This window comes from Clostridium sp. 19966, assembly GCF_032335695.1.
Lineage (GTDB): Bacteria > Bacillota > Clostridia > Clostridiales > Clostridiaceae > JACTOJ01.
On the sequence record NZ_JACTOJ010000023.1, the window covers coordinates 23,966 to 37,718 of the forward strand.

Annotated in this window: 14 protein-coding genes and 1 riboswitch; of the genes, 5 read left to right on the forward strand and 9 right to left on the reverse strand. The window is 32.7% G+C overall.

Going from position 1 to position 13,753, the window contains the following annotated elements; translation table 11 throughout:
• Positions 1 to 73: 73 nt before the first annotated feature.
• Positions 74 to 1,744 (reverse strand): MFS transporter, encoded by a 1,671-nt coding sequence (locus IAI10_RS19180; protein ID WP_315674919.1) that lies wholly within the window; start codon positions 1,742 to 1,744, stop codon positions 74 to 76.
• A gap of 279 nt (positions 1,745 to 2,023) precedes the next feature.
• Between IAI10_RS19180 and IAI10_RS19185 the strand changes: the two genes are divergently transcribed.
• A complete protein-coding gene (locus tag IAI10_RS19185; protein WP_315674920.1) occupies positions 2,024 to 2,659 on the forward strand; it encodes a TetR/AcrR family transcriptional regulator in 636 nt (211 codons plus the stop codon).
• 97 nt (positions 2,660 to 2,756) lie between these two features.
• Here IAI10_RS19185 and IAI10_RS19190 read toward each other — a convergent pair whose 3' ends face one another.
• The 7 genes from IAI10_RS19190 to IAI10_RS19220 form a co-directional block, all read right to left on the reverse strand.
• Positions 2,757 to 3,293, reverse strand: a complete 537-nt coding sequence (locus IAI10_RS19190) for a superoxide dismutase family protein (RefSeq protein ID WP_315674921.1) — start codon at positions 3,291 to 3,293, stop codon at positions 2,757 to 2,759.
• 87 nt (positions 3,294 to 3,380) lie between these two features.
• A complete protein-coding gene (locus IAI10_RS19195) occupies positions 3,381 to 4,004 on the reverse strand; it encodes a class I SAM-dependent methyltransferase (RefSeq protein ID WP_315674922.1) in 624 nt (207 codons plus the stop codon).
• Positions 4,005 to 4,030: 26 nt separating this feature from the next.
• Complete coding sequence (locus IAI10_RS19200) at positions 4,031 to 4,384, reverse strand: hypothetical protein (RefSeq protein WP_315674923.1); 354 nt, start codon at positions 4,382 to 4,384, stop codon at positions 4,031 to 4,033.
• 164 nt (positions 4,385 to 4,548) lie between these two features.
• Positions 4,549 to 5,805 carry an MFS transporter gene (locus IAI10_RS19205; RefSeq protein ID WP_315674924.1) on the reverse strand — a complete coding sequence of 419 codons (1,257 nt, stop codon included), beginning with the start codon at positions 5,803 to 5,805 and terminating at the stop codon, positions 4,549 to 4,551.
• The gene (locus tag IAI10_RS19210) at positions 5,780 to 6,739 is read right to left on the reverse strand and encodes a radical SAM protein (protein ID WP_315674925.1); all 960 of its coding nucleotides are present in this window, start codon (positions 6,737 to 6,739) and stop codon (positions 5,780 to 5,782) included. The genes IAI10_RS19205 and IAI10_RS19210 overlap by 26 nt, the downstream gene beginning before the upstream one ends.
• Complete coding sequence (locus tag IAI10_RS19215) at positions 6,729 to 7,559, reverse strand: hypothetical protein (RefSeq protein WP_315674926.1); 831 nt, start codon at positions 7,557 to 7,559, stop codon at positions 6,729 to 6,731. The genes IAI10_RS19210 and IAI10_RS19215 overlap by 11 nt, the downstream gene beginning before the upstream one ends.
• A gap of 3 nt (positions 7,560 to 7,562) precedes the next feature.
• Positions 7,563 to 8,843, reverse strand: a complete 1,281-nt coding sequence (locus IAI10_RS19220; RefSeq protein ID WP_315674927.1) for a radical SAM protein — start codon at positions 8,841 to 8,843, stop codon at positions 7,563 to 7,565.
• A 774-nt stretch (positions 8,844 to 9,617) separates the two neighbouring features.
• Here IAI10_RS19220 and IAI10_RS19225 point away from each other — a divergent pair.
• From IAI10_RS19225 to IAI10_RS19240, 4 genes are all read left to right on the forward strand, one after another.
• Positions 9,618 to 10,022: a (deoxy)nucleoside triphosphate pyrophosphohydrolase gene (locus IAI10_RS19225; protein ID WP_315674928.1), complete on the forward strand. Its 405-nt coding sequence runs from the start codon at positions 9,618 to 9,620 to the stop codon at positions 10,020 to 10,022.
• A 97-nt stretch (positions 10,023 to 10,119) separates the two neighbouring features.
• Positions 10,120 to 10,226, forward strand: a riboswitch (TPP riboswitch).
• A gap of 308 nt (positions 10,227 to 10,534) precedes the next feature.
• On the forward strand, positions 10,535 to 11,098 hold the full coding sequence (thiW, locus tag IAI10_RS19230) for an energy coupling factor transporter S component ThiW (protein ID WP_315674929.1): 564 nt from the start codon (positions 10,535 to 10,537) through the stop codon (positions 11,096 to 11,098).
• Entirely contained in the window at positions 11,082 to 11,879 is a 798-nt protein-coding gene (gene thiM, locus IAI10_RS19235; RefSeq protein ID WP_315674971.1) for a hydroxyethylthiazole kinase, read from the forward strand. Before thiW ends, thiM begins: the two co-directional genes overlap by 17 nt.
• A gap of 168 nt (positions 11,880 to 12,047) precedes the next feature.
• Positions 12,048 to 12,461: a VOC family protein gene (locus tag IAI10_RS19240; RefSeq protein ID WP_315674930.1), complete on the forward strand. Its 414-nt coding sequence runs from the start codon at positions 12,048 to 12,050 to the stop codon at positions 12,459 to 12,461.
• A 528-nt stretch (positions 12,462 to 12,989) separates the two neighbouring features.
• Here the strand turns inward: IAI10_RS19240 and IAI10_RS19245 are convergent.
• Positions 12,990 to 13,739: a polysaccharide deacetylase family protein gene (locus IAI10_RS19245; RefSeq protein WP_396334409.1), complete on the reverse strand. Its 750-nt coding sequence runs from the start codon at positions 13,737 to 13,739 to the stop codon at positions 12,990 to 12,992.
• Positions 13,740 to 13,753 lie beyond the last annotated feature (14 nt).

The window sequence follows — 13,753 nt, forward strand, 5'->3', positions numbered from 1 at the left end:
TTTAAATGCAATAAGAGCTGAGCTACAAACTGTAGTACCAGCTCTTTTTCTTATTAAACTTTTACACAGCCTTCTATATATTCACCACTTTTTTATCCTCAACAATATGCAGTTTTTTTCCTTTCTTATTAAAAGGTACAGCGAAAAATCCCAGCATTGCTATTATTCCAGTCACTAAAAAGCATTTGTTATAAATCTTATAGCTCTCTTCTTCCTTTATTATTTTTGAATCATCTATTATTTTATCCACTTCTTTTTCCTGCTTATTAAAATTGGCAGTAACGGAGGCTTGCATGGTATTAGGAAGAGTTCTTAAAACTGCTTGCTCTTCATTAACAAAGAGCTTATGAACAGCTTCCTTTGAAAAACTGCTGTCTGCTTTTCCTTGAGAGGTTTTTATAGCAGAGATGAAAGAAGTCTTAACCTGCTGCTCCAATAATGAATTGCTGCTTATCTCTGTGACAATTCTATCCTTAGCATTTTGAACAGCTGTGGTTGTATAATGACTGCTTAGAGTTGACACCAAAGCTATAGCAATGCAGGCAGTTAGCTGTCTTAAACTATTTTGCACCCCTGATGCAATTCCGTTTTTGTCATTTGAAATTTCCTCATAAGCAGTTTGATACAATATGGTAGTTATTCTTACTCCAACTCCCAATAGTATAAAGGAAATACAAATCATTACCATATAGTTTGATCTATTCATAAAAACAAACATAAAATTTCCTGCCACTACTATAAGGATGGATAGAAAGGATATCCATCTAGCGGAAAGTCTTCTTGATATAACGGGCATTAGCGGTGCCATTAAAAGTGCAGTTAGGCTTGGAATACCCATCATAAGTCCAGCCTTCAACACTGAATAGCCGAGAGTATTTTCAAAATAGAAATTCATTAAATAGGAAACTGGCATATAAGCAAAGAAGAAAACTGCTATTAAAATAATTGAAGCAGAAAAGGTTCTAACCTTAAATAAACTGAATTCAATCATAGGATTCTTTATCTTTCCTTCGTATATTAGGAAGGAAAGTATTGAAGCCGCTGAAATTATAATCATGGCAATTATCTTTGTGCTGCCCCATCCATAGTCATTCCCTTTTACCAGTAAAAAAGTCAACATGCCTAAACCAGCTGCTAAAAGAATACATCCTATCAGATCTATTTTCTTTTCTATGGTTTCATCATAGCATTCTTTTATATACAGCGCTCCAAATATAAGCGCAATTATAGCAAAGGGTACATTTACATAAAATATTGCTCTATAGTTAAAGGATTCATTTAAGATTCCTCCGATAACTGGACCTAATGCTGCTGAAATTGATATAGTCATTCCTACGATAACTGCTAATTTACCCATGGAACATTTTCCAAACAGCTCAATACCTAAGGGAATTGACAGAGGGGTTAATATAGCTGCTCCAATTCCCTGAATGATTCTAAAAATTATAAGCATAGGTAATGAATCTGCCAAACCGCAGCAAACGGAAGCTATTCCAAACAACACAAGTCCAATCAAAAACAGCTTTTTTCTTCCATAGATATCAGCTATCTTAGAAAAATTGATAAGAAGTGAAGAAAAAGCAATTAAATAAGCAGTACTAACCCAGGATATGCCTGTGGTATTAGTATTAAAATAAATCGCCATGCTTGGCAGTGACACATTTACTATAGTACTGTCAAGCACCGTTAGAAAGCAGGCTATGTCTATTGCTATGAAGGCCAAAATTCTTTTAGATATTTTCATATTTATCCATTCCTTTCTCGCAGAAAAACCAATCTTGAAAGTATTACTCTAGATTTGTTTTCCAAGCCCTTTGTGATCTTCAGAAATCAATAATCATTTTATATAATAGCTGCAGCATTATTTAAATAATATGAATTCAATTTCATATTCATATAATATCATCTGCAAATAACTAAGTCAATAATATGAAATAAATTTCACGTTATTGACTTTTATTTTTTTATAAATTATTATTTATATAGAATACAGGTATTTTTAAAGGAAGGACTTAAGGAAAAGATGGATAGAAAAACAAGGAAGCCTACACAAAAAAGGTCTCTTGAAAAATATGAAAAAATTATTGATGCTGCTTTTAAGCTTTTTAACGAAAAAGGTTATTATAATATAACTACTGCTGATATAGCTAAAGAAGCTGATGTAGCCACAGGATCAGTTTATTCTTATTTTGTGGATAAAAAAGATATTTATATTGAAATTATAAAAAGAATTAGTAAAAACATTTTTGAACCTTCCAGTGACTTTTGGCTGCAAAAGGGTAAATTAAATTTCAAAGATGAAGAGAACATAAAAAGTTTATTTAAAACTTTTGTAAAATTAATGATTGGCTATCATAACTTCTCAAAGCTGTTTCATGATGAAATGACAGCTCTAGAGCTGTTAGATGAAGACATTGCAGCTATAAAAAAAGAAAATTATGAGGCTCGTACAGAAGGTATAAGAAATATTTTTAAGATCATGTCCATACCCTTTAAGAGCGAAGAAGCTTCTGATATTTTTATGCATTACTGTAATTTATTAATTGAAGATGTGTGTCATCAAATCCTCTATGATAAAACCACTAAGAATGTTGATCACTACATTGAGCAGGTTGTAGATATGCTGTACAAATTATTGGAAAACCTTGCGGATATATAGATGTTATACTTAAATTTTTATATAAACATTGTATTTATCTGAATAAAGTTTTAAATAAGCGTTGAAAATCAACACTTATTTAAAACGGAATCTATATTCATAGCATTTCTTGAATAACGCCACACGCTAATCTTTTTCCTGATGCTCCTGAAGGCTGAGTTCTATAATCATCAGGGCTCTCATGTATGATTATTGTTTTTCCAATAATCTGTGGAATGCTAAATTTATTTGTAAAAAAAGTCATTCTAGAATAACCATCATTTGAAAAAAGCACAGGAAAATCCCCTGAATGGTTTACATGAGGCTCATTAGTTGGATTCCAATGTTCTCCAGCAGACATAAAAGGTTTATCAGTATTTCCTATGCAACTAGTTCCTTGGTGTATATGAAAGCCATGAGGTCCAATTTGTGGATTTTCTCCCACCGCGGGTTTGTATTGAGGAAGCCCGTTAATTTCAGCAGAAACCTCAATTCCTCCGGGAACCTCTGTGAAAAGCACGGTACCTCTAATATTAGGAGCCAGTGGCCCTCCAGTTATATAAGCCGCAGCCCTTCTATTATGCATGTACATATCAGAATTTCTGTATCCACAATAATCACGATAAAAAGGGCATTGATAATCATCAAAATACATAATTTCCTCCAAAAAATTTCTACCTTTTATATTATGACCAATTTTATTCACTAGTTCTAATATTATTTTTCAATTTATTGGTTATAGCTACATATTTCTAACAACAAATTCAAAGGCTCTTTTTTCTTTTCCATATTTTAAAACACTCTTTTCCTCACACACTTCAATGGAAAAGTTCTGAAAATAATTTTTTATGTCTTCTTCACTAAAGAACCTTTTATTGCCATCCTGAGTTAGGTAAAAATTTCTTTCTATTTCCTCTCCGCTGCCTGCACCAAAATTAAAATCATTTATAGAATTCACCCTGCCAAGCAAATAGCCCTTATTCTTTAAAACTCTTTTTATTTCTTTAACAATATTTTGAGTTGTTTCATGATTAAAATAGTGCAAGGATAAATCCGCAATTATAACCTCAGCACTTTCATCCTCAAAGGGCAAGGGTTTTGAAATATCCATTTGAATAGTTTTCACCTGAGGAATAAAGCTATTTATTATGTTTAATGCTTCCTGTGACTGATCACAAGCTATGACCTTGTGCCCTCTTTCCGTCAAATATAAGGTATCTCCTCCAGTTCCGCAGCCTAAATCAATCACAGGGACACTGCATTTATTTAATACCTCTTTATAATCCTCCAGCCATAAATCATAAGAGGGCTTTTTCTCATTCTTCTTTTCATATACATCATTCCAAAACTGCTTTGAATCTATCATTTAAATACTCCTATTCTAGTAAAATTCTAATCTCTTAAGTCTATTCCTAGCACATCCTTGGATTTTTTATCGATGTAGACTTTTATATCTCCCAACATACTATTTGGCACCTTAAAAGTAACTTTGTAGGTGTCCATGCTTTTTATGTTTGTTGAAGCCCCATTTTTAAGATTCGCAACTGCATGATCTTGGTCAGACTTATAATTCTCCAATTTTGCATTTTCCCAATCCTTGATGGTTTTCTTATCGCTGTCAGCTAGAGCTTCATAGGCATTTTTAATAATTGCCTTATCCTCATTAGATGAGCTATTGCACCCCATCATAGAAAATGACAGCAAAATTATTAAAAGAAGTAAGAGGAAATTAAATATCTTTTTCATTAAATTCATCCTCCAAAAAATTATTCAAACACCATGCTTGCTCCTCATTATCAGCTGATTTTTGTCATGATAATCCTCTAATGCTATCTTATTACTATTATACTATATGACTGCAGCTTTACGGTATATTTTAATTATTTCAAATTCTATGGGATAAAAAATTTTTACGTCACATATACATCCTTACTTCTAAGCATTGGATAGGAAATAAATAAAGTAGAAATCATTGTAAATACTATGCCGATAAGCATATTGCCAAAGGCAGGAAGATAAGCGTAGGAATATCCAAATAAGAGCTTGCCTATTAAGGAAGTTGTATAGGCAGACATAGTGATTAAAGCATCTACTCTTCCCATCTTTTCCATAGGGCATATTTTAGGTATTGTTGCAGAAACGAGTATATTTACTGAAACCGCCGTTCCCATATATAAAAAATAAATCAAAGTAAGCAAGATTATAGAACTCAGCTTATTATTAATCATTCCTTTTATGGCAGGAAGCGTAATTATTGCAAATAATCCAAAATATAAAATTATTAAGGAGCTTAACAATATTATGAGATGCTGAGCCTTCTTGTTTTTTGCAATTGTTTTTATAAAAAAGGGTGATAATAGCATAGCTGCTGATGCAAAACTATTTACAATTCCAAGCTGCAAGGTAGATCCCTTAAAAAGCTCTATGGTTATAATAGGCACACCTATTGTGATGGCGCACACCGAAAAATTCAATGCCAAAATCATGAAAATCAAAGCCTTAATGAAGGAATTTTCTTTAACGAACCTGACTCCCCCTAACAAACTCTCAAAAAACTTGGCTGGAGTTATCCTCCCAGTATCCTTAATTTTAGGTATATCAGCAATAGCTTCACATATAGCCGATATAAAAAAGCTTATGGAATTTATAATGGTTAAAGGAAGAATTCCAAAAAATCCAAAAAGAGTGGCTGAAATGGTGGGAGTTATGATATTATTTATAGAATTTAGGGTAGAATTTATACTGGCAGCTTTAATGTATTGCTCCTCCTCCACAATGGATGGTATCACAGAATTTGCAGCAGGATCCTCAAAGGCTGAAGTGATGGACAATACAAAAACCAGAAAATAGATAGCTGCTATAGGTACTCTTCCGTGGATAATGAAAAATATACTAAAAAAACAGGTTATACCACCGCTTATCAGATCGCAGATAACCATGATTGCTTTACGATCCTTAATATCAGCAAATACTCCTGCAAAGGGAAGCAATAAGGCTTGAGGTATAGCTGCCAGCATTAATACCTGCGAAAACTTAACAGCAGAATGAGTAATGGTAAGCACATAAAGAGACAAGGCAAACCTCTGCATATTATCTCCTAATAGAGAAACGGTATTGCCAAACATAACTAAAACAAAAGATTTATTTCTTACCAGAGATTTCTTCAAAATAAACCCTCCTTTGTTCATCAGAATAATATCTAAGCTGTATTTCTTCATAAATATTGTATATAGTTCTATTTTCTTTCATCATATACTCTAAAATATGGTTAATTTTCTCCTCTATTTCTTCAATATGTAAGCTATCCAAGGAATAAAGATTAGAATAATTCTTATCTTTCAATGTGGCTGCAAAGGGGAAAAATGAAATTTCAAGCTTCTTGTTTATCCACACTGCTTTTGTCAAAGTATTACTGAGTCCTCTGCCATATGCTTTAATTTCTCTTGAATTAAGCAGATTTGTCTCAATAACAATTTCGTAGTTATTTTTTATGGTAAGCTCCTTGGCTTCATTTTTAATATATTCCATATCTGAATCGCTTAGCATTTCATCAGCATATAAAGAAGCTCTTCCAAAAAATGAAACCGCATTAAATCTTACAATATGAGCTCCATAGTCCCTAGCTATACAAGCTATCTCCTCCATGGAATTTAAATTACGTTTCGATAGAGTTGAACTGATTGAATAATGTATGTCATTATTTTTGAATATTTTCAGAGTATCCATTACTTTATTAAAACCGCCCCTGTCCAAGTTATTGTTTGCTTCTCCTCCATCCAGGCTTATGGCAAAATTACTCACCAATTCTTTAAGCTGTTTTATATTGTTTTCATTTATAAGCAGTCCATTTGTAAATAATGATGAGGATATGCCTTTTTCCTTTGCAAAGGTCAGAGCTTTAATTAAATCAGGGTACAAGAGAGGTTCTCCCCCTGTCCATTGAATGAAATATATTTCTCGAGAAGCCAGATATTCCACAGCCTCATGCAATTTTTCCAAAGGGATAAATTCACGATGCTTATTATCTGCATCCATATAGCAATAGCGGCAATTTAAATTACAGGAATCGGTGATTTGAAACGCAGCAGCTCTAATCTTCATATCTTCCTTTACCTGCCTCTTTAATTAAAATTTCCTTAAGTGGAAAGAACTTAAAAGGATAATCAATTATGTATTCCGTATATATCTGTTTACACAAAGCCACAAAAGGTGCTTCGTTGAGCTTCAAAAGCTCCTCAAGTCCATTATTATTTATATTTCCTATAGCACTATCTATATTGTAAATATAGATGTCTCCCTTTGAATCTATTGAGATATCTCTTGGATAGTTAGATTTTTTTTGATGGCAGGTATTGTGCGCACAGGCATAAGCATTACAAGGATGCGCTGTTAATATAAGCTTGTCTATGTGAGTGTTTTCCAGATAAACTGTATTGGATTCATCAATTAAATTAGTTATTTCATCATATTTAGGGAAATCTATCTGAGAACTAAAAAAGGGATTGAATACCACGTATTGCTCCTGATGCTCATAGCTATCGAAAAAATCAAGCATACTTTTGAGCTTTTTCATTTCAATGGAATTTACGTCTAAATTCATATGTAAGTAGCTAACCTGTGAGAATTCTGATAAATAGGAAAAATCTCTGCTGTCAATGGTAGCTTCGTAAATCAAGCTATAATCAGTTAAAGCCTTAATCTTATCATACAAGGAAGCCTCAGTAAACTTCAAATAAATTGACTCTGCTGCTTCAGCATCAAGCCCATTAATATTTTCTATCATATCTTGATCTATGCTTTTTAAGACTAACTTTATAGTAGATATACTTAATTCCTGAGCTTCCTTAAAAAGCTTATTCATAGCCTTATCATTCAACTTAGAAGATATTGTTAAAATAGGATATTCATTTTGTTTGTACACTATTTATTTACCTCCTGCTGTTTCTGCTAAAGATAGTTTGTCCACATCTATGTCATAGATCTTGCACATTATTAAATCTGGATCAAACACATTTTTATTTACTTCATAGGCCTTTGAACGGCAGCTGCCTTTGCATTGGGATGCTTTAGGACATGTATCTATATGCTTGCAATTAAGATTGCTGAAGCTAACACGCTTTTGAGATGCCCAAATATCATAAAGAGAAGTGTTTAAAATATTACCAAAGTAAAACTCCTGACTTTGAGCCAAGGTAAGAGTTGGACACAAGGAACACTCTCCAGCGCAATTAACAAATATAAAATCCTTTCCTGCATTGCAATTATACCCGTAGACTAAATCCTTCTGAATGCCGAAACCGCTGCTTATATGGCAGAGCTCCTCTGTGCTGCAAATATAATTTGCATATACATAAGCCTCTATATCATGCTGAGTAAGCTTATAATCTTTCCCCCTGCCTATGGGTTTTATAACATCTGCATGATAGTTCAGTTTTAAATCAAATTTGATGAAATTTATTAATTTATTGATTTCTTCATCTGTCTTATTATTTACTACTATGTTTACGGCTATGTTATCAGTTTTACTTTTTACCTTTTTAATATTAGCTATAGTTTCTTCAAATGCATTTCTCTTGCCTCGAAATTGATCATGTTTATCAGCATCAGCATAATCAAGACTGGTATTAACATGGACAGCACATTCAACTATTGTTTTCAAATTTTCCTCAGACAGCACAGTAAGATTAGAATACACAGTAATCAAAAAACCTTTCTTCCACAAATACCTTATAATATCGTTGATATCTTCTCTAAGAAAGGGTTCCCCTCCCGTGATTTGAAAAGTATAGGCTCCCAGCTCTGCAGCTTCATCAATCAAGCTGCAAATCTTCTCATAGCTTAAGCTGTCTTCTTCTTTTCCCGAAGCATTGGCATAACAATGCTGGCAGTATAGATTGCATTTCTTGCTTATCTCTAAAAATACTCTTTTCAATGGAAATTCCTTATTCATAATCCTTATATTTGAGCACTTGCAAGGTGTGGGATACGATATAATAAATTTTTTACCCTTCAAATCCTCAATCAAAGAAGCTTCATATAATTCATCGATGGAACTGTCTTCCATACATTCATCATGGAGCATGGATAATAATATAAACATATCTTCATTAAAAAAGTACTTGTCTTTAGTCTTCCTATTAAAAGCAAAATACGTATCTTCAACGGTATTTGCCACTAAAATGAAATCATAATTAAAATAATACAATATATCCCTCCCCTTAAAATTCAGTAATTGGCCTCTGTTTTAAGTCAGAGTTGTTTTTTACACTGACTTAAAGCAGAGCCAAAACACTTTTATTTTAGGAATTTTGCTTATAGTTCAACTGGTAAGCAAGCACCTGTTGCGCATACTACTTTAGTCTTTTTGTCTTTGCTGGTATTATTTACGAAGGCTGGATTTAATTTAACTTTGTTCTTTTTGTTTTCCACTTTACACCACTCCTTTCAACATAGTAATTATAAATTGCTTTACATAATTTACTTATAAATTATGCTGGCAAATTTTTAACAGCTTTTATATGTAATGATTAAAAATAAAGGAATAGTACCAAATGCTTAATAGTAATTTCATTATGATTTAATAGCTTTGAAATGCAGGTTATGGACATATCACTAGTAAAAGTGTTTTGTTCATGTACTGAATTCCATGAACAAAAGCACCTTTAGTTCAGGAATTTAGATTAGTCATTATTTACTAGACAGGAACCAGTAGCACATACTATTTTTGTCTTTTTATCCTTGCTAGTGTTATTTACGAAGGCTGGATTTAATTTAATCTTTTTAGATTTATTTTCCATTTATACCATTCCTTTCATATGGTATATTATAAGTTATTTTACATAATATATCAATATTCATTGTGAATGTAAGCAAATTTTTTAACAGTTTTATATATTTTTTAGCTTTTTTTGCAGTTTCCATATGTAAAAATCAAAAAATATATGAATTTTATGATAAACTGATTAAGGGTGATTTTGTTATGAAAAAGTTATTAAAAGTTGTAGGAGCAATTATTGAAAATGAGAATAAAGAAATATTGTGTGCTCTTCGCTCTCCAAAGATGAATATGCCAAACCTGTGGGAGTTCCCCGGCGGAAAGATTGAAAAAGGCGAGGATTTGAAAGCAGCTATAGAAAGAGAAATAAGAGAAGAACTTGATTGTAGAGTTGAATTTATAGAAGAGTTTAATGATAATACTCATGAATATGAAGCCTTTGTAGTAAATTTAATAACCGTGAAATGTAAATTGTCAGAAGGTTTTCCTACTGCTAAGGAGCATTCAAAGCTAATATGGCTCAAGAGAGAAAATTTAGCATCCCTAAAATGGGCCCCTGCAGATATTCCAGCTATGGAGCAGCTAGCTAAAGAGAATACTATGTTTTAAGGGAAGCCTTTAGCTTCCTTAAATACAGGCGGATATGACTGTGTTTACTAAGTAATTGTCTTATATATTGAAATTCTTAACCGTATGTGTTATAATTCTTTTCGAAAAGGGGAGCTTGTATGCAGGCTGAGAGGAAGTTTAAACTTCGACCCACAACTTGATTCGGATAATGCCGACGTAAGGAAATATTTGATTTGTGCTTTTGTTTATATATTTTATGAGTATAGATGGAATATGCCTTATTTAGGTATATTCCATTTTTTATGCTTCAAAGATTTTTTCTTTGGTAAGTGATAGAGGAGCGTCTTGAACTTATATAGCAAAAATATAACTAAATAGCGAGGGAACTTGTGTTTCAAGGTGAGAGGAAGCTTTTGAGCTTCGACCGAATTATATGGCCTATGTCATATAGAAAATTGCTATTTAGGTGCACTGCAGCTATACCTTCATGATATGTTTATTTTCTGTATGACGTGGCAGGAAAATAAACATTATTATGGAGGTTTTTTATTATGGAAAGAAACTCAAAATTATTAAACAAAATCATGCTGGCAATGCTGGTTGCTATGGGCGTTGTAATTTCACCAATATTGCGTGTGGAAGGAATGTGCCCTATGTCTAGCGTTATTAACATTGTATGCGCTGTAATTCTTGGACCTTGGTACGCACTTTTATGTGCTGTAATGATAGGAATTATAAGAATGTCACTAATGGGAATCCCACCTTTAGCTTTAACTGGTGCAGTATTTGGCGCTGCCTTATCTGGAATTTTATATAGAAAATCTAATGGAAAGATAATTTTTGCAGTTTTAGGTGAAGTTATAGGAACTGGAATTGTTGGAGCTTTAGCCTCCTATCCTGTGATGAGATTTATCTGGGGCAGATCCGGTCTTACCTGGTTATTTTACATGCCCTTATTTTTTACAGCAACCATTATCGGAGGAACAATTGCTTTCCTATTCCTAAGAGCATTAAGTAAAATAGGAATACTTTCAAAAACTCAAAAAATACTGGGGGCAAAGGTATGTGATAGAGCAAGAAATGATGATAAAGAGCTTACTGCAAATCAAGCATAGTGTTAAGCTTGAAAAGCCACTGATTCACTGCATCACAAATCCAATTTCAATAAATGATTGTGCAAATGTGGTACTTGCTGTTGGCGGAAAACCTATTATGGCGGAGCATCCTTTAGAGGTAGCCGAAATCACTGCTGCTTCAAAGGCATTAGCAGTTAATCTTGGAAATATAACAGATGTTAGAATGAAGTCCATGCTTATTTCAGGAGAGACCGCCAATAAAAATAGTATTCCCCACATAATTGATCTTGTAGGGGCAGGCTGCAGCAAGCTTCGTCTGGATTACGCAAAACAATACATTGAAAAGTGCCATCCCAATATAATTAAGGGCAATATGTCTGAAATAAAGGCACTTTGTAATATCAAAAATACTGCAAAAGGAATTGATGTTGGACAATCCGATATTGTAACAGAGGAAAATATATCTGAAACTATAAGTATGTTAAAAGCATTGTCGTTAAAAACAGGCTCCATTGTTGCAGTCACAGGAATTTTAGATGTAATAACCAATGGCACTTACACTTATATAATAAGAAATGGCTGTGAGATGCTGTCTATGATAACCGGCACAGGCTGCATGCTCACAGCACTTACAGCAAGTTATATTTCCTCTGGAGACCTACTTAATGGAGCTGTTCTAGCGACAGCTCTAATGGGAATATGCGGTGAACTTTCTGAAAATGCCAAAGGTACAGCAAGCTTTAGGACTGAGCTTATAGATAATATATTTAGTATTTCTGATGATACTCTAGTGGAAAAAATTAAATGCACTATCATATAAGTATATTAATATGCACTATGCTTCTTCGTTAGTTGTCCATTAAATAGAAACAGAGCATCCCTTGAATAACTTCTTATTTTTTAGGTTTAAATAAATTGTAATATATCTTATTATTTATTATAATAAGATAATAAAAGAATACGTAAGAATAAAAAAGGAGTGAAGAACATGTCTATACAAACCTATTTAAACTTTAATGGAAATTGCGGCGAAGCATTAGAATTTTATTCTCAAGTTTTTAAAACTGAAAAGCCTAAAATCATGTTATATGGTGATATGCCTGCGAATAAAGCTTTTCCAATGACGGAAGAAACAAAAAAATTAGTGCTCCACGGTGAACTTAAAATTGATGGAAGTACTATCATGTTCTCCGATACAGCACAAGATATGTCCGTAACTTTTGGAAACAACATTAATCTCATATTTACTAGTAAAGACGAGGAAGAAATCAAGAGAATTTTCAATGAATTAAAGACGAATGGTAAGGTAATTATGGAACTTCAAAAAACCTTTTGGAGTAAATGCTACGGTTATATCATAGATAAGTTTGGCATAGGATGGCAGCTTAGCACAGAAGAATAGTCTTAAGTTTCATTTTGGCTAAAAACTTTTTACATAGTTACTCCTAGGCTGATTAAGCTTAGCAAAAATAAGGTCCTTGCAAAATGCAAGGACTTTCCTCTGATGCTCAGAATATCATCCTATTTATTTTTTCTTAACAGCTTTAGTTCCTGAACTATTTTCTTTTTTTCGCTTTTTCCCTTGATTAGTAGAAGAGTCATCTTTTCTGCTCATAAAATATATCCCTCCTAAAATTAAAATTTATTTTTGTTATTACCTTACTATTTTGTCCAATGTACATGTGATGATACTAGTAAATTGATAGCATTCATGTGCTATCGTAGCTATTTTTTCATATAGTCTTCAATCACTTCATATATATTGCTGCTTTCACAAAAACGACATATAGATTCTGCTATTTATTATTATTTCACATCATTTTTGTTAATTCTGCTCTCTTAGTAAGCAGCTTTTTCACTCAGCAAAATTAAGACCAAGACAAAAATAATAACTATCAAAGCTTGTTTTCAAGCAGTCATTAAAAAAGAATTATTGCGGAAAATGTTTTCCGACTATAGGAAAACAAAATTCAGGTGTATCGTTGATAATAGCTTTAAATTCATATCCTTTATCTTTGTAATATTTAATTATTTTCGGTAATGCCTTGCAGGTATTCTTATGCATGTAATCGCAGTGTAAAAGTAACAGTACATTAGACAGTTCTTCGCTATTTTCTGTTGCTTGCCTGTATAGTCTGTCTGGAGAAGTTTTTGGTTTAATGCCATCTACAGTCTCCATATTCCAGTCATATACTTTGAAGTTATAACTGTGAAGTTTAGTAAGATAAGCTTCTGTAAGATGTTTTTTACTGCCTCCAGGAAACCTAATAATGTTAGGGCAAATTCCAATAGTTGATTTTATTTTTTCTTGAGATTGCAGCATTTCTTTTATAAATGCATTTTGGTTAGCGTAAATTCGTTTAAATTTATGAGTATAAGTGTGAAGTCCAATGCTGTGTCCTTCATCATTAATTCTTTTCACAACCTGCTCTAAACCATCAATTTGATTTCCTATAAGAAAAAAAGTAGCCTTCACTTCATTTTCTTTTAGTATATCTAGAATTTTATCAGTAATAGCATTGCTAGGCCCATCGTCAAAAGTTAAATAGACTACTTTCTTATTTATGTCTGAATTTGCATATACGGGCTTTAAAACTATAAAGTTTAACATATTTGCTATATTAAAAATAGCCAATAAAAAAACTACGTGAAAAAATAGAAATTTCTTTCTCTTATTCAAAAGTACCGCCTTCC